Raw genomic sequence first — 21,585 nt, forward strand, 5'->3', positions numbered from 1 at the left:
ACATGGACGACGACCGCGATTCCGGTATCCCCACCGATCTGGCGGGTCTGGCCCGCATCGCCGGGCTCTCGATGCGGCAATTCGTCGGTGCCGTCACCAAGGGCGCTGTGCATACGGCCACCGAACTGGTCGACGACATCCGGGCGGGCGAACCGATGTCACGCATCATCGACGAACGGGTCGATGTGCTGCGCCGGGCGGCGCTGAGCGCGCTCGGCTTGGCGCCCACCGCTTCCGGTGCCCTGCGCGCCATCGACTCCGACGTCGACGCCGAAGACCTCAAGACCATCGGCGACGCCATGATCAACGAGGGCTGGGACTCGGCGCAGCAACCCCGCGACGTGCACCCCTCGTTCGTGCCGATCCTGCACGACCTGACTCCCGACGAGGCCAGGATTCTGCGGTTCCTCGCCGTCGCCGGACCACAGCCCGCCATCGACATCCGCACCAAGACGCCCTTCGGGATCGGGTCCCAACGCCTCGCCGACGGGATCAACATGATCGCCTATATGGCCGGGTGCGCTATGCCCGAACGCGACCAACACTATCTGGGCAACCTCAACCGGCTCGGGCTGGTCCGGTTCTCGAGCGAACCGGTCGCCGACTTCCGCCGCTACGCCTTCCTCGAGGCCCAGCCTGCGGCCCAGGCCGCCTACAAGTCGGTGAAGATGCGGGCGATCAGTCAGTACCGCAGCATCTATTTGTCGGTGTTCGGGAAACAGTTCTGCGGCGCCTGTTTCGTACTCGACGGGTATACCGGTGGCGGCTGGGCCACCGACGACCGCGGCGATGTGTACCTGGGCAAGGGCCCGCGGCTGCCGTGATCAGTTCTTGCCGCGCAAGGCGGTGAGCACACCCTCGAACATCACCGACTTGATGGCAGTCATCGTCGGCTGATCTTTGCCGCCCAGTGGGGCGACCGAGGCCAGAGCGGCGTCGAGGACCTCGGCGGCGGTGGCGTCGACCAGGTCGAAGGCGGCGGCCTCGGTGCCGTCGAAGCGGCGTGCGGTGGTCATGGCCGCGATCGCCGTCTTCGGGGGCACTTTCGCCTGGATCAGGGCAGCCATGCCGTTGGTGAACGGGATCCGCAGCTCGGCCTCGGGGAAACAGAAGAACCCGCGATCGGCGCGCATCACACGGTAGTCGTGGGCCAGCGCCAGCATCGCGCCCGCCCCGAACGCGTCTCCGTCGATCGCGGCGGCGGTGGGCATCGGCAGGGTGAGCACCCGGGCGAGCAGGGTGTGCACGGCGGCCACGTAGCCGGCGGCCTGATCGCCGTTGGCGGCCAACCACTCCAAGTCGAGACCCCGGGAGTAGATCGGGCCGGTCGCGGTCGTCACCAGGGCCTGCGCACCGGTGGTGACGACCGTGTCGAGGTGGGTGTTCATCTCGGTGAGGAACTCGGGGGAGAAGCGGTTCTCGCCGTCACCGAGGTCGAGGACGGCGACGGTGCCGTGATGGCGCAGGGTGGGCATACGGTTCCTTTCGGTGCGTAACCAGATGTGCGCCAGCACTTCCCGGCGTTCGCCGAGGCGGTGCCTACCACTCGACCGCGGACGACGGTTCCTCGAAGGTGGCGGGACCCGTTCGGGCAACGGGGGTTTCGGTGGCGTCGAGCACGGTCTGCGGGGCCATGAAACAGGGGTCGCTACTGAACAATACTTTACAGAGCTATTGCTCCGTTATTCCATCCGGGACCTCCTCTCACCACATCGAGCACCGATTATGTTCCAGCCCTTGGCATTTCGGGAGGCGCGGCGGCGTTCGGGCCACAGAATAGATTTCGTTACGGTGCTCTGGGCCCTCGATACGATGGGGTACTGTTCGCATTCTTCGGCCCTGCCCGCACGAACAGAACGGCATCGCGATGTCCCGAGTGGTTACCAAGGAGCAGTACTTCGACACCGCTGTGGCGGTGCTCGCCGAGTTCGGCTTCAAAGGTCTCAACATCGGCGTGCTGTGCCGTCGTCTCGGGGTCACCAGCGGCTCGTTCTACCACCACTTCGGCTCCTGGCAGGGCTTCGTCGACGCGTTGCTCGAGCACTGGGAGAACCGGCAGATGGTCGAGCTACGCGCCCTCGACGTCGGCCACGGCGACCCCGACGCCGACGTACGCGCCATGTCCGAACTCACCGGCGGCCTCGAACACGGCGCCGAAGCGGCCCTGCGCGCCTGGGCGGCCAACGACGAATCCGTTCACGTCACCGTCAAACGGATCGACGAATCACGCAGGCGCACCGTGCACCGGGTGATCGACAGCGTCATCGGCGACGACGACACCGCGGCCGTGGTCACCGAGGTCGGCATGGCCATGCTCATCGGCTACCAGCAGCTCGCCGCCACCGGCGAACCGACCGAACTCGACCGCCTCCTGTCGCAGTACGCGCGCCTGATCTACTCGCACCGCCGCTAACCGAGCAGTTCGTCGAGATAGCACCAGCGCCACCGCTCGCCCGGTTCGACGCTGCGCATCACCGGGTGCGCGGTGGCATGGAAGTGTTCGGTCGCGTGGTTGCCCACCGAGGACTCGCAGCAGCCGATGTGCCCGCACTCCAGGCACATCCGCAGATGCACCCACCGCATCCCGGCCTCTCGGCACGCACGGCACACCGGTTCGCCCACCGGGGGCGCGGTGTCGGGTGCCTGTTCCAGATGCGCGCAGCCGGCGGTGGCGTTGCCGAGGGGCTCGGTGGACATGTCGTCGTCGTCCTCGTCGAAGCGGTCGATCATCGACTCCTCGAGATCGAGGCGGGCCAGCACATGCTGGAGCACTTCGTAATCCACCGCACCCACGTCACGCACGGCGAGCACGGCGTCGCGTTCGGCGGCCAGCATCGCCAGCCGTAGCCGCCGGTACTCAGCGGTCGGTGTCACCCATTCGGCCTCCGGACGACCGAGCCGCTCCCACGCGGCATTGCTGCGCCAGGTGAGGCGCTGGCGCAACGATTCGATCACCGGTTCCGGCGTGTGCGGGCCGATACGGCGGTCCAGCTCGGCGAGCCCGGCCACCGAAGCCTGGTGCAGCAGATCGGCTTTGGTGAGCGCGTCCTCGGCGCGGCTGGGGCCACGCAACCGCAGCAGCCGCACCAGCCACGGCAACGAGGTGCCCTGCACCAGCAGCGTGCCACCCACCACCACCAACGCCAGCAATTCGAGCACCGGCAGTTGCGGTGTCGAATCCGGCAGCAACAGCACCGCGGCCAACGTCACCACACCGCGCATCCCCGCCCACGACACCACCGCCGCATGACTCAACGGTTCGGTCTCGCGCCCGAACAGCCGGGCAACCAGCACCGGGGTGAACACCCACACCGGACGCGCAAGCATCACCGCCGCCAGCACCGCCACCGCCGCGACGATCAACGTGGTGTGGTCGAGCCCGGAATGCCAGGCGCCCTCCACGATCCAGCGCACCTGCAACCCGATGACGAGGAACACCGCGCTCTCCAGAATGAACTGCACAGTGCGCCAATTGGTTGTCTCGGCGACCCGCGAGGCCGCACCCTGCCAGCGGTGCGCGCCGTGGCCGAGGATCATCCCGCACGTCACCACCGCGATCACCCCGGAGGCGTGTACGTGCTCGGCGGGCAGGTAGGCCACGAACGGGGCGAGCAGCGACACCGTCGTGTCGAGCACCGGGTCCTGAATCCGCCTGCGCAACACCACCAGCACCGAGGCGACCAGCGCACCGATCACCGCGCCACCGACCGAGGCGAGCAGGAAGTCGCCACCGATCTGCCACACCGTCACCGCACCGGCCATCGCCGCGATCGCCCCACGCAACGACACCAGTGCCGTCGCGTCGTTGAACAGCGACTCGTCCTCGAGCACCGTCACGATGCTGCGCGGCATCCCGGTACGGCGCGCGATCGCGGTGGCCGCCACGGCATCCGGGGGCGCCACCACCGCACCGAGCGCGACCGCCGCCGCGAACGGCACCGGCAGCAACCACCACACCACCAGCGCGACAGTGAACGTGGAGAACAACACCAACCCCACCGACAGCGACGCGATGGTGCGCAGATTCTTCCGGAAATCGACCAGCGAGGTCTTCAACGCCGCCGTGTACAGCAGTGGCGGCAGCAGACCGAGCAACACCATCTCCGGTTCCAGATGCACCTGCGGAACCATCGGGACATAGGAGGCGAGCACACCCGCCACCGTCAGCACGAGCGGTTCGGACACCCCGAAACGACGCGCGGTCGCGGCAAGAGCCGCCGCGGACCCGATGAGCACCACCAAACCGATCGCGATATCCACCCCGGCATTGTTCCACCCCCGCTACCGCGCGGTGACCGCCCGACCACGCCGCGCCACCACCGACCACAGGTACACCCCGAGACTGGCCCCGACCCCCAACGCCACACACACCGCCCCCGCCTGCACGAAATACTGCACCCCCGACACCTGATACACCGACAGCATCAACCCCTGGCACACGATCAGACCCGGCAGCAACGCACCGGTGATACCGACCAGGGCCAGCGCCGACATCGGCAACCGCAACCGGTCCGCACACGCCGCCGCGAGGAACCCGAGCACCACCGCGGCGATCGGTCCCGCCCACGCCGAGGGCATGTTCCCCAGATGGATCAGCGTCTGGTTCACCGACGCGGTCACCAGACCCGCCACCGCGGCGGGCAGCAGCAGATCCTTGCCACCGGCATTGAACAGCGCGTTGCCGATCGCGCCGAGGACCGCGAACACCACACCCAGCCACACCGGAAGCACCGGCAGGTCCGCGCTCACGGGAACGCCGAGATCGAATCGCCACGACAACGACAGCACGAGCAGCCCACCCAGGACGATCCCACCGATGATCAATCCCGCACCGAGCGCACGCACCAGCGCCGACATGCTGTCTCCGCTCACCATGTCGATGGCGGTCGAAATCAGTTGAGGCAGTGGGGCGATCAACACCCAGGTGGTGGCGACCACCGTCGCCGCCTGCGCCACCGTCAACCAGCCGGCCAGATGACACAACCCGCCCAGGCTGCCCGCCAGCGCCGCCTGGACCGCGACACCGAACAGTTTCGGCACCCCCCACGCGCCGAAACCCCGACCGGTCACGTTCACCACCAACTGGATGACTGCGGCCGCCGACGCCGCGAGCATCCCGCCACCGATCTGCACACAGATGCAGAACGCCAGCAACATCCCACCCGCCTGCACCCACCACCACGGAAACACCGGCGGACCGGAATCGGCGTCGGTCAACCGGCGGCATGCGGTTTCCGGGTCGAGCCGTTCGGTCACGGTCGCTCGCGCCACTGCTTTGACGCGGCGCATCCGGTCGCAGTCGAAGCTGTCCAGGCCGGCGGACTCACCCATTCGCGAGACCAGATGCCCCTGCCCGTCCTCGCACTGCACGATGAGCACCCGGCCGATCCCCGTCACCGTCAGCCGCGACAAGCCCCACGCCGCAGCGCACGCCCGCACCATGTCCTCGGCGGCGGCCGTGGCGTAACCGCACTCGAGCGCGTCGGTTCCCAGCCGGGTCAGGAACTCGAGGGCCGCATCGAGGTGGGCAGTGCCGGTGCGGCCGGTGTCCTGGTTCGGCATAGAGCCAATCTAGGGGCGGCGGAACCGGCTCCCACGCCGACACGCAGGGCACTCAGCCGTCCCGCTCACCCACGGTCAGGTGGTCGTCGGAACCCCACACCCGCAACGCCAACCGGTCGCCCTCGCGCCGCCACTGCGACACCGAGGCGTTGGGTACCGGTTCCAGCGAATCCGGGACGGGCGCACCGAGGCCGTCGAGGATGTAGCGCAACGACACGACCACCGCGTCGTGGGTGACCAGCAGGACCTGTTCCCCGGCGGCGACGGCGTCGAGTTCGTCGAGGAAACCGCGCACCCGCACCGCCACGTCGGCCAGCGATTCGCCGCCGGGTGGGCGGTACACCCAGTTGCCGACCTGCTCGCGGCGCGACGCCTCCTCGGGGGCGTGTCGCCGGATCGCCCGGTAGGGGTGCAGTTCGAACACACCCATCTCCCGGTCGCGCAGCCGTTCGTCGACAAGGGTGCGGATCGGGGGGAAGCGGCGTTCGCGTACCGCCGCGTCGGCCATCAACGCCCACGTCAGCCGCGTGCGCAGATAGGGGGAACACACCACGAGGCCGGGGCGCTGCGAGCTCGACAACCCGGCCAGCCACCCACCCAGCCGCTGACACTGGGTACCGCCGTATTCGGTGAGGTCCATCCCGGCGTCGGTGCCGCGCATCGGCCGGGTCTGCGTAGCGGGATCGGCGTACCAGACATTGGCTTCGCTCTGGGCGTGGCGGATGGCCCATAGTCCGCCGAGTGCCCGTGGCCGTGGCAGACCGTCGGGCACCTGCACCCACCCCCTGTCGCCGCGCTCGACTGCCATCATGTTCCTCCCCGTTGCACCGGAATAGCGGCAGTGTCGCTCGCGTTGCACCGAACGAACTTGTACGCCTGTCCAGAATGTTCCGCCGGGCCGGCGCACCCATCCACGATGTGGCGCAGGAGGCCCGCTTGACCACAAGAGTAGAGATCTGGACCGACATCAACTGCCCGTTCTGCTACCTGGGCAAAGCCCGCTTCGAACAGGCCCTGCACAGCTTCGAGCACCGTGACGACGTCGAAGTCGTGCACCGTTCCTACGAACTCGACCCCACCCTGCCCGCCGACGAGAGCGGACCGGTGATCCCACGCATCGCCGCCAAGTACGGCATCACCGTCGACCAGGCCGCCGCCAACGAACGCGCCATCGCCGCCCAGGCCGCCGAACTCGGCCTGCCCTACCAGAGCAGCGGCCGCGACTACGGCAGCAGCTTCGACATGCACCGGCTCCTGCACTTCGCCCTCGAACAGGGCCGCCAGGAGGCACTGCTCGACGCCCTCTACGCGGGCAACTTCGCCGAAGCCGAACCGGTCTTCGCCGACACCGATCGCCTCGTCGACCTCGCCGTACGCGCCGGCCTCGACGAAACCGCGGTGCGTGCCGTCCTCGCCGACCCCACCGCCTACGCCGACGCCGTCCGCCAGGACGAACGCACCGCCGCCCAGCTCGGCGTCACCGGCGTGCCGTTCTTCGTGTTCGACAACAAGTACGCCGTGTCGGGCGCCCAGCCCACCGAGGTGTTCGCCCAGGCGCTCACCACCGCCTACAACGACCGCCCGGCACCGCTGGTCACCGTTGCCGAGGGCGAGTCCTGCGGGCCGGACGGCTGCGCGGTCTAACTCGCGCCGAGGTCGATGACGACCTTGATATCGGAGTGATCGCCCGGATCGAATGCCTCCAGGGCCCGCTCCAACGGCAACCGCCGGGTGATCAATCGGCCCAGCCACGCCGGGTCCGCCTTGGCCAGCGCCTGGGCCGCCAGCTCGTAGTGGTGCCGGTTGGCGTTGACCGACCCGAACACCACCGCGTTGTCGAGCACCATGTTGCGGTTGACCGCGCCGACGTCGACCTCGGTGTCCTTGCCGGGGGAGGAGACACCGGTCAAGCAGATGATCACGCCCGGATTGTTCAACTGGAGCAACTGCTGGGCGATCGCGGTGGCCGCCGTCGCCTCGATCACGATGTCGGCGTTGATCTTCTCACCGACATCGAGCGCCGAACCGGTGTGGAACGTGGCGCCGAGGTCTTCGACCAACTTCGGTTTGGGGCCCTCGGTGGAACGGTCGAGCACATGCACGTCCAAGCCGCGCTGCACACCGAGCAGCGCGGCGAGCAGACCGATCGGGCCCGCACCGGTGACCAGCACCGACTTCGGTTCGAACCAGGCCCTGGTGTTGATCTTCTCGATCTGGTCCCACGCCTTGGCCAGCACCGTCGTCGGTTCCATCAGCACACCCACCTCGGTGAGCGCGGGGTCCAGCTTGACCGTGTAGTCGGCGTCCACCACCCACGACGTCGACCCGTACCCGTCGATCTGCTTGATCCCGCGCTCGACGTACTCACCGTTGCGGCACATGTCGAACTCACCGTGCGCACACGCCCCGCACGGCACCGGATCGGGCCTGCGCACGATCCCGACGACGAGGTCACCGGGGGCGAAACCGCTGCCGTCGGGCGCGGTGCGCACCCGGCCCAGCGATTCGTGCCCGAGGACGAGGTGTTCGCGTCCCGGCGGCGCCCACCCGTAGATGCCCGAGGCGATCTCGCGGTCGGTGCCGCAGATGCCGAGCGAAATCCCTTCCACGAGAAGCTCGTTGGGGCCGGGCACCGGATCCGGGACATCGTCTATCCGCAACGATCCGGGTCGGTTCGGCACTACGGTCAAAGCGCGCATGTCGTTTCCCTTCCGACGAACTGCCCTGGCTATCCATTCGCGAACCTTGGTGAAACACGCACTACCTGGGATAACGGTACGGGACACGTGAGCTGAGGCGAAGAACTGTCCAGGTCGCGAATTGTTTGCAATCCGGGTCGTCGCCCCCGTCGGTTACCGTGGGAACCGCTCACCTCGACCGACCATGCCCACCGGAGGCGTCTTGCGCACCATTGTCCAGGTTCTGTGCCTGCTCGTCGCGCTCGTCTGCCTCGCCCCACCGGCCCAGGCCACACCGCCGGTCGTTCTCGACGATGTCACCGCCGGCAAGGTCGACGAACTGCTCGACGCCCGCACCCGCGCGGGCACCACCGACCGGGCCGTGCAGATCGAACGGATCTCCGCGCGCCTGCTCGGCACCCCCTACGGGGCGAACATGCTGGTCGGATCGGCGAATACACCTGAGCAACTCGTCGTCGACCTGCGACGCGTCGACTGCTTCACCTTCCTCGACTACGTCGATGCCGCGTCACGCTCGAGCACCGACGAGCAGTTCTTCGACAACCTGATCGCCGCCCGCTACGTCGACAGCCGGGTCGAATTCACCCAGCGCAAACACTTCTTCACCGACTGGGCCAGCACACCACGGATCTCGGCCACCGATATCACCGCCGACCTGAGCCCAGCCGCGGTCACCACGACCAAGCACCTGAACGCCAAAGCCGACGGCACCACCTTCCTGCCCGGCGTCCCCGTCGTCGACCGGGCCGTCACCCACATCCCGTCCGGCGCCGTCGACGGGGGAGTGGTCGCCGGACTGCGCACCGGTGACTTCATCGGCGCCTACACCCCGGCCGCGGGCCTGGACGTCACCCATGTCGGCATCCTCGTCCACACCACCGACGGCCCGGTGTTCCGCAACGCCTCCTCCCTCGCCGAGCACAACCAGGTCGTCGACACCCCGCTGCTCGAGTACGTGCGCACCGTCCCTGGAATCCTGGTCCTGCGCCCCCGCTAGCCACCCTTGACTTCAGGTCGACCTGAACACCGACAGTGGTGCCATGACCACCTTCGGACACCGCCAGAGCCTGGGCTACGACCGCCGCGCCACCCGCCTGCTCACCGGGCTCTACCGCCGCATCAGCACCGACATCGACACCCTGGCCGCCCCCGGCGCCACCGTCCTCGATCTCGGCACCGGCCCCGGAAAACTCCTGGCGCACATCGCGACCCGCCGCCCCGACCTCACACTGCACGGCCTCGACCTGTCCCCACACATGATCGACATCGCCCGCCGCAACCTCGCCGGCCACCGAGCGGATCTCACCGTCGGCGACGTCACCGACCTGCCCTACCCCGACGCGAGCGTCGACCTGATCGTCTCCAGCCTCAGCATGCACGAATGGCCCGACCTGCCCGCCGCATTTCGCGAGATCCGTCGCGTCCTGCGCCCCGCCGCCACCGCCGATCTCTACGACTTCCGCTTCGCCCGTACCCGCGAGATCCGCCGCACGGCAGGCGACATCGAACGTGAGAACATCCGCCTGCCATGGCATCCCGTCGCACTCGTCACTCGATACCGCCTGCACACCGCCTAGAGTGCGACCATGGCGACCATCGGTGAGGTCGCGACCCGCTTCGGACTCGCGACCCACGTACTGCGGCACTGGGAAGACCAAGGCCTGCTCACCCCCGAACGCGACTCGGCAGGCAGACGGATCTACCGCGACCCCGACATCGACACGGTCGCCATGGTCGTCCTCGGCAAGGAGGCCGGACTGACCCTCGAGGACCTGGCCACCCTGTTCACCCACGACCCCGACCGCGACACCCGCCGCCGCGTCCTGGAAACACAACGCGCGCGGCTCACCGAACAACTCGCCCGCACCCGCAGCGCCCTCGACGCGGTCACCCACGTCCTCGACTGCGACGCCGAGGACTTCCGCACCTGCCCGCACTTCCGCGCACACCTGGCAACCGTGCTGGACAAGCCATAGCCCGCACGTGCGACGATCGCTTCATGACCGGTGCACGCCCCCAGCAACTGAGCGACCTCGCCCGGCTGCGCCGCGTGCGCGACCGCATCGACCGCGAATACGCCCAACCCCTCGACGTGGAAGCACTGGCCCGAGGCGTGCACATGTCCGCCGGGCACCTGAGCCGCCAATTCCGCCTGGCTTACGGCGAATCGCCCTACTCGTACCTGATGACCCGGCGCATCGAACGTGCCATGGCGTTGCTGAGACTGGGCCGGATGAGCGTCACCGAGGTGTGCTTCGCCGTCGGCTCCTCCTCGCTCGGCACGTTCAGTACACGATTCACCGAACTCGTCGGCGTCCCACCGAGCGTGTACCGCCAGCAGTACGCACCGACCGAGGGCATCCCGTCGTGCGTGGCCAAAGCGGTGACCAGACCGATCAGGAATCGAGAAGCAACCGGTTCCGGCGACCGTTAGCGTCGATCCCATGAACATCACCATTCACCAGAGCTACCTGCCCCAAGACGACCCCGACGCCGCGCTGGCCTTCTACCGCGACGCCCTCGGCTTCGAGATCCGCAACGACGTCGGCTACAACGGCATGCGCTGGATCACCGTCGGACCGAAGGGCCAGCCCGACACCTCGATCGTGCTGCACCCACCGGCCGCCGACCCCGGCATCACCGACGAGGAGAAGCGCGTCATCACCGAAATGATGGCCAAGGGCACCTACGCGGCCGTCAACCTCGCCACCGACGACCTCGACGCCCTGTTCGAGAAACTGCAGGCAGACGACGTGGAAGTGGTGCAGGAGCCCACCGACCACCCCTACGGCATCCGTGACTGCGCCTTCCGCGACCCGGCGGGCAACATGATTCGCATCCAGCAGACGAAATAGTCGGACCCGACCGCTAGATTCGGTGGACGCCGAACGACCGAGGAGACCCATGAGCAAGACCGCAGCGCCTGCGCCGGCCGACAGCCACGATCTGATCCGGGTCACCGGCGCGCGGGTGAACAACCTACGCGATGTCAGCGTCGAGATCCCCAAGCGCCGACTCACCGTGTTCACCGGCGTCTCCGGCTCCGGGAAGAGCTCTTTGGTCTTCGGCACCATCGCCGCCGAATCCCAGCGTCTCATCAACGAGACCTACAGCGCGTTCGTCCAGGGCTTCATGCCCACCCAGGCCCGCCCCGACGTCGACGTCCTCGACGGGCTCACCACCGCCATCCTCGTCGACCAGTCGCGCCTCGGTGCCGACCCGCGCTCCACGGTCGGCACCGTCACCGACGCCAACGCCATGCTGCGCATCCTGTTCAGCCGCCTCGGTGACCCGCACATCGGTTCCTCGCAGGCGTTCTCGTTCAACGTGGCCTCGATCAGCGGTTCCGGCGCGGTCGCGGTGGAGAAGAACGGGGTCACCGTCAAGGAGCGCCGCAGCTTCAACATCACCGGCGGCATGTGCCCCACCTGCGAGGGCAAGGGCAAGGTCAACGACATCGACCTCACCCAGCTCTACGACGAGAACAAATCCCTCGACGAAGGCCCGTTCACCATCCCCGGCTACAGCATGGACGGCTGGATGGGCCGCATCTACAAGGGCAGCGGCTTCTTCGACCCCGCCAAGCCGATCAAGAAGTACACCAAGAAACAGCTCGCCGACCTGCTGTACAAGGAACCGACCAAGATCAAGGTCGACGGCATCAACCTCACCTACGAGGGTCTGATCCCCAAGATCCGCAAGTCGATGCTGTCCAAGGACGTCGAATCACTGCAGCCGCACGTCCGCGCGTTCGTCGAGCGTGCCGTCACATTCGGCACCTGTCCCGACTGCGACGGCACCCGCCTCTCGGCCGAGGCCCGCTCGTCGAAGATCAAGGGCAAGAGCATCGCCGACGCCTGCGCCATGCAGATCACCGACCTCGCCGAATGGGTCAAGACCATCGACGACCCGTCCGTGGCGCCGCTGCTGGAATCACTGCGCGGCACCCTCGACTCGTTCGTCGAGATCGGCCTCGGCTACCTGTCGCTGTCGCGCCCGTCGGGCACCCTGTCCGGTGGTGAAGCGCAGCGCGTCAAGATGATCCGCCACCTCGGGTCCTCGCTCACCGACGTCACCTACGTCTTCGACGAACCGACCGCCGGCCTGCACCCGCACGACATCCAGCGCATGAACGACCTGCTGCTTCGCCTGCGCGACAAGGGCAACACGGTGCTCGTCGTCGAACACAAGCCCGAAACCATCGTCATCGCCGACCACATCGTCGACCTCGGTCCCGCCGCCGGCTCCAAGGGCGGAACGATCTGCTTCGAAGGCACCGTCGACGGATTACGCACCAGCGACACCGTCACCGGCCGCCACTTCGACGACCGCGCCAAGGTCAAGGATTCGGTGCGAAAGTCGAACGGCGCCTTGCAGATCCGCGGCGCCACCGCCAACAACCTGCGCAAGGTCGACGTCGACATCCCGCTCGGTGTGCTCGTCGCCGTCACCGGGGTGGCCGGCTCCGGTAAGAGCTCGCTCGTGCACGGCTCCATCCCGGTCGACGAAGGTGTCATCTCGATCGACCAGGCACCCATCAAGGGTTCGCGACGCAGCAATCCCGCTACCTACACCGGCCTGCTCGACCACATCCGCAAGGCCTTCGCCAAGGCCACCGGCGCCAAACCCGCCCTGTTCAGCGCCAATTCCGAAGGGGCGTGCCCGAACTGCAACGGCGCGGGCGTCGTCTACACCGACCTGGCGATGATGGCCGGAGTGTCGACGATCTGCGAGGTGTGTGAGGGCAAGCGGTTCATGGCCGAAGTTCTCGAATACACCTTCGCGGGCAAGAACATCAGCGAGGTGCTGTCGATGCCCGTCGACGAGGCACGCGAGTTCTTCGGTGAGGGGGAGGCACGCACCCCGGCCGCGCACAAGATCCTCACCCACCTCACCGAGGTCGGCCTCGGCTACCTCACCATCGGTCAGCCGCTGACCACCCTCTCCGGTGGTGAACGCCAGCGCCTCAAGCTGGCCACCCACATGTCCGACAAGGGCGGGGTCTACATCCTCGACGAACCGACGACCGGTCTGCACCTGGCCGACGTCGAACAGCTGCTCGGACTGCTCGATCGCCTCGTCGACTCCGGCAAGTCGGTCATCGTCGTCGAACACCACCAAGCTGTGATGGCCCATGCGGACTGGATCATCGACCTGGGCCCCGGTGCGGGTCACGACGGCGGCCAGATCGTCTTCGAGGGAACACCGGCCGATCTCGTCGCCGCCCGTTCCACTCTCACCGGTGAGCACCTCGCCGAATACGTCGGAGCATGAAAAAGGCCCTCCCCCTGTGGCTTTCGCCATGGGGGAGGGCCTTCAGGGTATGCCTAGTCGCGTTCGGGCTCGGCGACCTTGTTCAGTTCGAGCTGGTAGTACAGAATCCCCAGCCCGAGGACAAGATTCAGCAGGAACCCGATCGCCGGGCTGCACGACGGCTCCAGCCCGGCGCTCTCCTGGGTGGCCCTGATCCGATTGCCGGTCCGCCAGTAGCTGACGATGAAACCGATCCCGGTCCACGACAGAAACAGCATCACCAGCAAAGGACCGGTGACCGGAGCCTCGGGATCACGCCGCTGCTCGGCCATCTCCTTGTGGATCTTGTAGTACCAGACGAAGAAGTAGATCCCGAACGTGATGAGCGGGAAGACCAGCCACACCAATACCGGGTTGCGACGCTGCACCGGTGATGGGGCGAGGGCTGTAGTCATGTCGGTGACACCTATCTGAATGCGAATGGAATGTCACAGCAGGGCTTTTCGGCGCCACCGCAACCTCGCAACGTATTGCACATCACCTACTCGCGCCACCCGAGGAAGACCGGCGGGGGAGTAGACCGAGGGTGAGGTGGTCGACCAGGTCGTCGAGGAGTTGCTCGGCGTCGTAGTCGGCGGTGTAGCCCGAACCGACGAACGTCGCCAGCCCCTGCAGCGCCGCGAGGGCGGTCACCCCGATGCGTTTCGGATCGCCGGGGATGATCTCGCCCGCGGCCTGCCCCTCGGCGATCAGCGCGATGGGTACGGCGAAGGCCCGCTCGGCGGCGTCGTGGATCTCGGTCTCGGTGGAGCTGTGCCTGCGCGCGAACATCAGCGGCAACAGCTCCGGGTTGTCGACGGCGAAGCGCAGGTAGGTGTGGGCCAGGGTCCGCAGACGTGTCGTGATCGGGCCGTCGGTCGCGGCCTCTTCGAAGCAGGCGCCGAGTCGTCGCAGGCCGGTGACGGCCAGCGCGTCGAGCAAAGCCTGCTTGTCACGGAAATGCCTGCTGGGCGCCGCGTGGCTGACGCCGGTGTCGCGGGCGAGCTGGCGCAACGACAGCCCGTCGGCGCCGACCGTACGCAGCGCCGCCTCGGCGTGCTGCAGCAGTGCGGCGCGGAGATCGCCGTGGTGATAGCGCGAATGCAGGGACATGGTGTTAGCAGGATATCCGACACACCCCTGAATGTTTGCATTGACTACTTTGTAGTCGGTGACTACATTTGCGCATGCCATGACTGACAACACCGCGCCGACGCGCCGACCGCGCAGCATGCCGATCCGTGACTGGCTAGCGCCGATCACGCTGGTCACCGTGCTGGCCGCGCTCCTGGGAACCATGTACCTCGGCTACACCGCTGACCCCGAGAAACACCTGCACGACTTCCCGATCGCCCTCGTCAACCAGGACGTCGGCGACACACTCGCGGGCAAACCCGCCAACCTCGGCGCGCAGATCACCACCGCGCTGGGGGAGCAGATCCCCGCCGAGAAGATCGACCTGCGCACCGTCGGCATCAACGAGGCACACCGGCAACTACGCAACGGTGAGGTGTACGGCGCCATCATCGTTCCTGGCGACTTCACCAAACGCGTCGCCATCCTCGGCGCCGCCTCCGTCGTCACCGGCGACGTCGAACAGCCCATGATCTCCGTGCTCACCAACCCCCGCGCGGGCACCCTCGCCGCCCAGATCATGCAGACCATCGCCGACAAGGCGATGACCGAGGTCAACACCACCGTCGGCACCCAGCTCGCCGACCAGGTCCGCGCCGCGATCGGCAGCACACCGCTCAGCGGCGCCGCCCAGCTGCAACTCGCCAAACCCATCGACGTCGTCGTCAGCGCCTACCACCCACTGCCCGAAGGCACCGGCCAGGGCCTCGCCGCCTTCTTCTACACCCTGGTCCTGCTGATCGTCGGCTTCAGCGGCGCCATGATGATCAACTCCCTCGTCGACGGATCCCTCGGCTTCATCCCCGCCGAATACGGGCCGTGGCACAAACCGACCACCCCCGCACGGATCAGCCGCTGGCGCACCCTGCTCATCAAATGGGCCATCGCCGTCATCAGCGCCCCACTGGCCTCGGCCGCGTTCCTCGCCGTCGGTGCCCTGCTCGACATGAGCATCGAACGCCCGCTCATGCTGTTCCTCTACGGCACCCTTGCCGTCATCGCCATCGCGGTCACCGGTCTGTCGGTGATGGCCGCCTTCGGCACCGCGGGCCTGATGATCAACCTCATCGTCTTCGTCGTCCTCGGCATCCCGTCGTCCTCGGGCACCATCCCGCTCGAAGCGACACCGCGCTGGATCGCCGACATGGCCTCGTTCGAACCGATGCACCAGATCTACCTCGCCGTGCGCGCCATCATGTTCTTCGACGGAAACCTCGAGGCAGGCTTGAGCCGTGGCCTCTGGATGACCATCGCCGGCCTGGCTATCGGGTTGGTCCTCGGTTTCGTGGCCACCCACGCCTATGATCTGCGTGGCCTGCATCGCCTCGGCCTCGATCACCGCCAGGAACCGGCAACCGCGGAAGGGCACTGATGCGAGAGTTCGAAACCCCGGCGTCGTACGTGATTCCGGACAACGCCAACAACTCCGACAGCGTGTTCCGGTACGGCCGAGAATCGCCCGACACGGTGCTGTTCAGTGTCGCGGGCGCCGACATCACGGCCGCCCAGTTCGCGAAAACCGTGACCGCCGTGGCGAAAGGCCTCATCGCCACCGGAATCGAACCCGGTGACCGGGTCGCCATCATGGCACCCACCCGCTACGAATGGGTCGTGCTCGACCACGCCATCTGGGCGGTCGGCGGCTGCACCGTAGCCATCTACGACAGCTCCGCCGCCGAACAGGCCAAATGGATCCTGCAGGACTCCGGCACCGTGTTGCTGATCGTCGACAGCGACAAGCACCGCCGCGTCATCGACGACATCGCCGCCGACGCACTGCCTGACCTGCGTGAGATCCTGCAGATCGACAAGGGCGTCGTCGCCGAACTAACCGCACGTGGCGCTCACCTCGACGACGAGGCCGTCCACACCCGGCGCGCCGGTGTCGGCGCGGAATCGCCCGCGACCCTGATCTACACCTCCGGCACCACCGGCCGCCCCAAGGGCGTGCTGCTCACCCACGCCAACCTCTACGCCGAATCCAAATCCGACCGGCTCGCACTGGGGGAGTTCGTCACCGAGGGCAACCGCACGCTGATGTTCCTGCCGTTGGCGCACGTCTTCGCCCGCGCGGTCACGCTCGCCGCGCTCGACGCGAAGGTGATCGTCGCCTTCAGCTCCGATTGGGCGACCCTCGTCGACCAATTCGCCGAGTTCCGGCCCGATTTCATCCTCGCCGTGCCGCGCGTGTTCGAGAAGGTGTTCAACGCCGCGAAACAGAAGGCACACGCCGGCGGCAAGGGCCGCATCTTCGACCGAGCCACCGAGACCGCCATCGTGTGGAGCGAGAAACTCGACACCGGTGGGCCGGGTCTGCTGCGCAAGCTCGAGCACGCCCTGTTCGACAAGCTCGTGTACGCACAGTTGCGTCGCGCGCTCGGCGGCCGATGCGGTGCCGCGGTCTCCGGCGGCGGCCCACTCGGCGCACGGCTCGGGCATTTCTTCCGTGGCGCGGGCATCCCGGTGTACGAAGGCTACGGCCTCACCGAGACCACGGCTGCCATCACCGTGAACACCCCGCGCAACACCCGCGTCGGCACCGTCGGCCGACCCATCGAGGGCCACGGCATCAAGATCGCCGACGACGGTGAACTACTGCTGCGCGGACCTGTCGTCTTCGGCGAATACTGGGGCAACCCCGACGCCACCGCGGACGCCTTCGTCGACGGCTGGTTCCGCACCGGCGACCTCGGCGCTATCGACGCCGACGGCTACCTCACGATCACCGGCCGCAAGAAGGAAATCCTGGTCACCGCGGGTGGCAAGAACGTCTCGCCCGGCCTCATGGAAGACGCCCTGCGCGCGCATCCAGTGGTCGGTCAGGCGATGGTCGTCGGTGACGGTCGCCCCTTCGTCGGTGCCCTCGTCACTCTCGACCCCGAAGCCCTTCCCGCTTGGAAACAGCGCAACAACATCCCTGCCGATACCCCTGTCGAAGACCTCGTCGACAATCCCATCCTCCGCGCGGACATCGACCAAGCTGTCGCCGACACCAACAAATTGGTCTCCAAGGCCGAGGGCATCAAGAAGGTCCGCATCCTGCCCGCCGACTGGACCGAAGCTACCGGCGAACTGACCCCGAAAATGTCCCTGCGCCGAGCCGAGGTCATGAAGAAGTACGCGTCCGAAGTAGAAGCGCTGTACAGCTGAGTCCTTTCCCAACCCCCTCATTTCGTCACAGTGACGAAATGAGGGGGTTGGGGGATGGAGGGGGAGCGCACGCGAGCCACCTCCCAGTCGGCCTTCTTCGTACCACCCGCAGATCAAGCCCCAGGCGGCGGCATTCATCCCGAATAGTCATGAATGGCCGGAGGCTCGAAATCGGCCGAAACGACTCGGCGCGAGCAAACCGTCTGCGTGGATGATTTTGTGGCGACAGGCTGATCCGAGCGGAGCGGGCCGGCTGTCGAATGGGTCCTGGGCATGCGTTGCGAAGTTGCATACGCTGCCACAAATGTTCTCGAAACCCCTACCAACCGGCCCGGTTAAAACGCCGATAATGCACATTATGTCAGGTAGGCCGTTTGGTAGGCAGCTCCAGACAATTGGTGATTTCCTCGTTTCAGCGCGGCGTCAACGTGATGGAGCCGATCTCCACCCCACCCAGGTACGCCGGGCCGGAGTATCCGCCACGTCCGTCGCTGATCAGGACCACGCGGTGGCCGGGAAACAGATCGACGTAACCACCGTCGGGCGTGGGGTGAATCGGGTACCGCCCGATCAGGACCAGCTCCCCGCCCTCGACGCGCGCGTCGCGTTGCAGGAGCACGATGCCGGCCGACAACGTCGTGGACGTGTAGGCGCCGGGCTCGACATCGGCGGATGCTTGACCGACCGCGCCGAAGATCGTGGCCGCACCCACTGCCACGCCGATCGCGGAAGTTCGGATCAACACTGGTCGGAACATCGTCGACTCCTGTGGGCTCGGGCCGTCAACTCTACGCCGCCTACCCCCTCTTCTCCGGTGCGAGAATCTCTGCTACCCACCGATTCAGCGCATCGACAACAACGTCGGGCTGCTTCAGCCACGCCACGTGTCCCGACGGTTCGTCGACGTGGGCGCGCGTCGTTGAGGCGCAGGGGAAGAAGCGCACCAGAGCATCCACTGCAGACGTGGGCGCGAGCTGGTCGTCGCCGAACGAGATCGCGAGGAGCGGAAAACTCCTCTCCGGAAGCGCAACCGGCTTCTTGGACCACGAACCTGTACGGGCCATGCGCGCCCAGTCCCCGATGAGCTGCGCCGACTGCCTACCGAAGCCGAATTTGTGGCCCTCGAACACGCCTTGCACACGGGCCATTCCGGCGAAGACCGTGGGCAATACCAGGGGCACCAGGCGTGTGCGCCCGGTGAATGCCCGCCAGTGCGGTGTGCCTGCGGCGACGAGCGCGAGCCAGTCGAACGCCCCCGGCGACATCGACTCCAGTGCGACGGCCAGCTGTCCGCCGAGGCTGTGTCCGACCAAGACCAGCGGGCCGGTCGCCTGCTCACGTGCCCAGGTGATGGCCTCGGTCAGGTCGCCCGCGACCAAGTCGGCGTAGCCGAACCGCGTCCCTCGGGAAATGACCAGGTCGCTGTCGCCCTGTCCGCGGTAGTCGAGTGTCAGCACGTGAAATCCCTGCGCTTGTGCCGCTTCGGCGAAGCGCTGATAGTGGCGTGCGACCACCCCGAGGGCAGGCAGGACCAGCAACGTCGGCGCGCCGGGTCGACCTGGAAACCAGTGCGCGACAGCACCACTGGGGAATGCGCTCATCGACCGGTCCCCTGGATTTTGCGGCGTAGTCGAGCCGGTGCCCGCCGGACGATCTCGGCGACGCCGGTGGCCCGTCGGGGTCGCCGCACCAACTCCCCCGCGCAATTCGGGCACACCCCGTGGTCCGCCGTGCACGCCGGACAGTAGGTGCACTCATAACTGCAGATGAACGCTTCGGCGTCGTCGCGCAACGGCGCGGCACAGGTTTCGCAGGTGGACTTCATCTTCAGCATCACGGCCACTCCCTCAATCTCACATACAAACTGTATGTCACCTACAATGTGTACGTCACTGGTGGAGGGAAGGCAAGATGGCATCGGTTCGCGAAGAGAACGCTGCACGCACACGGGCGACGCTGATCTCGGTCGGCACCGCGTTGTTCGCCGAGCACGGTTTCGCCGAGGTGACGACCGCGCAGGTCTGCGAGGCCGCCGGTGTCACACGCGGCGCGCTGTATCACCACTTCGGCAGCATGGTCGGGCTGATGGAGGCCTGTTTCGCCGAGGTCGATCACGGCGTGGTCGACACCTTGTCGAAGCACGCGCAGACAGGCCGACCGATCGAACGCGTGCATGCGGTCACCCACGCGTTCGTCGACCAGCTGGCCGACAAGACTGTCCGCCAGATCCTGTTCGTAGAAGCCCCCGCCGCTCTCGGCTGGACCCGCTGGCGCGAAATCGACGGCGGCCGCTCCCTCACCCTCGTCAAAGACCTCCTCGTAGCCGCCCACGATCAGGGCGATCTACTCCCCCGCCACAATCCGAAAGTGCTGGCACACCTGCTGTTGGGCGGCCTCAACGAACTCGCGATGTTCGTAGCCGCCTCCCGCTCCCGCAACAACGCACTGACCGCCGCCCACACCGAACTCGACGCGGTACTCGACGGCATGTTCGCGTCCGCCCACGACGAATCGCTGCGCGGTTAGTTCGCAGGATTTCGCCGATGCGGTGGAATGAGGGCGTGCCAAGGTCATCGCGCGATGGACAGCACCGCTGCAAGCCCCTCGCGAAGGTCGTCGACGAAGTACTCCGGAACCTCGAGTGACGGGAAATGGCCGCCGGTCGGAGGTTCCGTCCACCGGACGATTCTCCGATAGCGCTGCTGTGCCCACGGTCGCGGGCATTTCTCAATGTCGGCCGGGTACATCGTGATCGCCGACGGGACGTCCACGCGAAGGTCGGGGTCGAGGGAGGCGTGGCTTTCGTAGTAGATGCGGGCTGCCGAGGCGCCGGTGCGGGTCAGCCAGTAGAGGGTGACGTCGTCGAGGATGCGGTCCATGGGGATCGTTTCGAACGGGGTGTCGTCGGTGTCGGACCACTCGGCGAACTTGTCGAGGATCCAGGCCAGGAGTCCGACCGGTGAGTCGACGAGGGAATAGCCGATGGTCTGCGGTCGGGTCGCCTGCTGCTTGGCATAGGCGGCGCGGTATTGCCAGAAGTCGCGGGTTTCCTCGGTCCACCGGCGTTCGATCGGCGTCAGTCCGTCTGTTGTGAGCCCGGGCGGTGCTTCGGCGAACAGTGTGTGGATGCCGAGAACACGGTCCGGGAACCTGCCGGCGAGCACGGTGGTGATGTTGCCGCCCCAGTCGCCGCCGTGTGCCAGGAACTGCCGGTAGCCGAGCCTGTCCATCAGATCCACCCATGCGGCGGCGATTTTTTCGGTGCCCCACCCTGTGGTGGTCGGTTTGTCGCTGTAGCCGAAGCCCGGTAGTGAGGGGACGACGACATGGAATGCCGGTGCGGCCGCATCTTTCGGGTCTGCCAGTTCGTCGACGATGTCGGTGAATTCGGCGACGCTGCCGGGCCAGCCGTGCGTCATGATCAGTGGTGTGGCGTCCGTGCGCGGGGACCGGCGGTGCAGGAAGTGGATGCCGAGACCGTCGATGGTCGTGCGGAACTGCCCGATCTGTTGGAGGCGCTCTTCGAACGAGCGCCAGTCGTATCCGCTGCGCCAGTAACGCACCACCTCGACGAGGTCGGCGCGCGGAACGCCCTGATCCCACCGACGCGGGTCGGGCCCCGGTCGGTAGACCGTCTCCGCTTCCGGCAACCGCGCCGCGGCCAATCGTGCACGCAGGTCGTCGAGTTCGGCGTCTGTCGCGCGGGCTTCGAATGCTTGTACGTCCATGCGTACCGGGTTACCCGAAT

General features: G+C 67.1%; 23 protein-coding genes. 12 read left to right on the forward strand and 11 right to left on the reverse strand.

From position 1 onward, the window contains the following. Positions 1 to 2 precede the first annotated feature (2 nt). On the forward strand, positions 3 to 824 hold the full coding sequence (locus tag AB0F86_RS07405; RefSeq protein ID WP_225279924.1) for an Abi-alpha family protein: 822 nt from the start codon (positions 3 to 5) through the stop codon (positions 822 to 824). Here AB0F86_RS07405 and AB0F86_RS07410 read toward each other — a convergent pair whose 3' ends face one another. Continuing rightward, a complete protein-coding gene (locus tag AB0F86_RS07410; RefSeq protein ID WP_356982718.1) occupies positions 825 to 1,475 on the reverse strand; it encodes an enoyl-CoA hydratase-related protein in 651 nt (216 codons plus the stop codon). A gap of 392 nt (positions 1,476 to 1,867) precedes the next feature. Here AB0F86_RS07410 and AB0F86_RS07415 point away from each other — a divergent pair, with 392 nt between their 5' ends. After that, positions 1,868 to 2,413 carry a TetR/AcrR family transcriptional regulator gene (locus AB0F86_RS07415; RefSeq protein WP_067490032.1) on the forward strand — a complete coding sequence of 182 codons (546 nt, stop codon included), beginning with the start codon at positions 1,868 to 1,870 and terminating at the stop codon, positions 2,411 to 2,413. Here the strand turns inward: AB0F86_RS07415 and AB0F86_RS07420 are convergent. Genes AB0F86_RS07420 through AB0F86_RS07430 form a run of 3 tightly spaced genes read right to left on the reverse strand, consistent with a single transcriptional unit; the run spans position 2,410 to position 6,373 of the window. Next, a complete protein-coding gene (locus tag AB0F86_RS07420) occupies positions 2,410 to 4,260 on the reverse strand; it encodes a Na+/H+ antiporter (RefSeq protein WP_356982720.1) in 1,851 nt (616 codons plus the stop codon). The two genes, AB0F86_RS07415 and AB0F86_RS07420, sit on opposite strands and share 4 nt — an antisense overlap. Positions 4,261 to 4,281: 21 nt before the next feature. Further along, positions 4,282 to 5,562, reverse strand: coding sequence for a threonine/serine exporter family protein (locus tag AB0F86_RS07425; protein ID WP_356982721.1), 1,281 nt, complete (start codon positions 5,560 to 5,562; stop codon positions 4,282 to 4,284). A gap of 52 nt (positions 5,563 to 5,614) precedes the next feature. Further along, on the reverse strand, positions 5,615 to 6,373 hold the full coding sequence (locus tag AB0F86_RS07430) for a histidine phosphatase family protein (RefSeq protein ID WP_356982723.1): 759 nt from the start codon (positions 6,371 to 6,373) through the stop codon (positions 5,615 to 5,617). Between the two features lie 125 nt (positions 6,374 to 6,498). Here AB0F86_RS07430 and AB0F86_RS07435 point away from each other — a divergent pair, with 125 nt between their 5' ends. Then, complete coding sequence (locus AB0F86_RS07435) at positions 6,499 to 7,206, forward strand: DsbA family oxidoreductase (protein WP_356982724.1); 708 nt, start codon at positions 6,499 to 6,501, stop codon at positions 7,204 to 7,206. Here AB0F86_RS07435 and AB0F86_RS07440 read toward each other — a convergent pair. Further along, a complete protein-coding gene (locus AB0F86_RS07440; RefSeq protein ID WP_356982725.1) occupies positions 7,203 to 8,261 on the reverse strand; it encodes a glucose 1-dehydrogenase in 1,059 nt (352 codons plus the stop codon). The two genes, AB0F86_RS07435 and AB0F86_RS07440, sit on opposite strands and share 4 nt — an antisense overlap. A gap of 202 nt (positions 8,262 to 8,463) precedes the next feature. Between AB0F86_RS07440 and AB0F86_RS07445 the strand changes: the two genes are divergently transcribed. From AB0F86_RS07445 to AB0F86_RS07470, 6 genes are read left to right on the forward strand one after another with little or no spacing between them, the layout of a single operon-like run. Then, the gene (locus AB0F86_RS07445; protein WP_356982726.1) at positions 8,464 to 9,258 is read left to right on the forward strand and encodes an N-acetylmuramoyl-L-alanine amidase-like domain-containing protein; all 795 of its coding nucleotides are present in this window, start codon (positions 8,464 to 8,466) and stop codon (positions 9,256 to 9,258) included. A 43-nt stretch (positions 9,259 to 9,301) separates the two neighbouring features. Continuing rightward, positions 9,302 to 9,838, forward strand: coding sequence for a class I SAM-dependent methyltransferase (locus tag AB0F86_RS07450; protein WP_356982728.1), 537 nt, complete (start codon positions 9,302 to 9,304; stop codon positions 9,836 to 9,838). Between the two features lie 9 nt (positions 9,839 to 9,847). Next, on the forward strand, positions 9,848 to 10,237 hold the full coding sequence (locus AB0F86_RS07455) for a MerR family transcriptional regulator (RefSeq protein ID WP_356982730.1): 390 nt from the start codon (positions 9,848 to 9,850) through the stop codon (positions 10,235 to 10,237). Between the two features lie 23 nt (positions 10,238 to 10,260). After that, positions 10,261 to 10,695: an AraC family transcriptional regulator gene (locus tag AB0F86_RS07460; RefSeq protein WP_181695953.1), complete on the forward strand. Its 435-nt coding sequence runs from the start codon at positions 10,261 to 10,263 to the stop codon at positions 10,693 to 10,695. A gap of 10 nt (positions 10,696 to 10,705) precedes the next feature. Then, entirely contained in the window at positions 10,706 to 11,116 is a 411-nt protein-coding gene (locus AB0F86_RS07465) for a VOC family protein (protein ID WP_181695952.1), read from the forward strand. A gap of 49 nt (positions 11,117 to 11,165) precedes the next feature. Further along, entirely contained in the window at positions 11,166 to 13,535 is a 2,370-nt protein-coding gene (locus tag AB0F86_RS07470) for an excinuclease ABC subunit UvrA (protein ID WP_356982733.1), read from the forward strand. A gap of 53 nt (positions 13,536 to 13,588) precedes the next feature. On the opposite strand, the gene AB0F86_RS07475 is transcribed toward AB0F86_RS07470, so the two are convergent. Both AB0F86_RS07475 and AB0F86_RS07480 read right to left on the reverse strand, forming a co-directional pair. After that, entirely contained in the window at positions 13,589 to 13,969 is a 381-nt protein-coding gene (locus tag AB0F86_RS07475) for a DUF4234 domain-containing protein (RefSeq protein ID WP_356982735.1), read from the reverse strand. Positions 13,970 to 14,051: 82 nt separating this feature from the next. Next, complete coding sequence (locus AB0F86_RS07480; RefSeq protein ID WP_225279913.1) at positions 14,052 to 14,666, reverse strand: TetR/AcrR family transcriptional regulator; 615 nt, start codon at positions 14,664 to 14,666, stop codon at positions 14,052 to 14,054. Between the two features lie 79 nt (positions 14,667 to 14,745). On the opposite strand from AB0F86_RS07480, the gene AB0F86_RS07485 reads away from it, so the two are divergent. Both AB0F86_RS07485 and AB0F86_RS07490 read left to right on the forward strand, forming a co-directional pair. Next, positions 14,746 to 16,059 (forward strand): DUF3533 domain-containing protein, encoded by a 1,314-nt coding sequence (locus AB0F86_RS07485; RefSeq protein WP_356982736.1) that lies wholly within the window; start codon positions 14,746 to 14,748, stop codon positions 16,057 to 16,059. Beyond that, entirely contained in the window at positions 16,059 to 17,837 is a 1,779-nt protein-coding gene (locus AB0F86_RS07490; RefSeq protein WP_356982738.1) for a long-chain fatty acid--CoA ligase, read from the forward strand. The genes AB0F86_RS07485 and AB0F86_RS07490 overlap by 1 nt, the downstream gene beginning before the upstream one ends. 412 nt (positions 17,838 to 18,249) lie before the next feature. Here the strand turns inward: AB0F86_RS07490 and AB0F86_RS07495 are convergent, their stop codons facing one another. From AB0F86_RS07495 to AB0F86_RS07505, 3 genes are read right to left on the reverse strand one after another with little or no spacing between them, the layout of a single operon-like run. Further along, entirely contained in the window at positions 18,250 to 18,594 is a 345-nt protein-coding gene (locus tag AB0F86_RS07495) for a hypothetical protein (RefSeq protein ID WP_356982740.1), read from the reverse strand. Positions 18,595 to 18,634: 40 nt separating this feature from the next. After that, positions 18,635 to 19,438, reverse strand: coding sequence for an alpha/beta fold hydrolase (locus AB0F86_RS07500; RefSeq protein ID WP_356982742.1), 804 nt, complete (start codon positions 19,436 to 19,438; stop codon positions 18,635 to 18,637). After that, positions 19,435 to 19,755: a DUF1272 domain-containing protein gene (locus AB0F86_RS07505; RefSeq protein ID WP_356982744.1), complete on the reverse strand. Its 321-nt coding sequence runs from the start codon at positions 19,753 to 19,755 to the stop codon at positions 19,435 to 19,437. Before AB0F86_RS07505 ends, AB0F86_RS07500 begins: the two co-directional genes overlap by 4 nt. Here AB0F86_RS07505 and AB0F86_RS07510 point away from each other — a divergent pair. After that, positions 19,749 to 20,363 carry a TetR/AcrR family transcriptional regulator gene (locus AB0F86_RS07510; RefSeq protein WP_356982746.1) on the forward strand — a complete coding sequence of 205 codons (615 nt, stop codon included), beginning with the start codon at positions 19,749 to 19,751 and terminating at the stop codon, positions 20,361 to 20,363. The genes AB0F86_RS07505 and AB0F86_RS07510 overlap by 7 nt on opposite strands. A gap of 44 nt (positions 20,364 to 20,407) precedes the next feature. On the opposite strand, the gene AB0F86_RS07515 is transcribed toward AB0F86_RS07510, so the two are convergent. Continuing rightward, complete coding sequence (locus AB0F86_RS07515; RefSeq protein WP_356982748.1) at positions 20,408 to 21,565, reverse strand: epoxide hydrolase family protein; 1,158 nt, start codon at positions 21,563 to 21,565, stop codon at positions 20,408 to 20,410. Between the last annotated feature and the right edge of the window lie 20 nt (positions 21,566 to 21,585).

Origin of the sequence: Nocardia sp. NPDC023733, assembly GCF_040639775.1 — a bacterium.
GTDB lineage: Bacteria > Actinomycetota > Actinomycetes > Mycobacteriales > Mycobacteriaceae > Nocardia > Nocardia rosealba.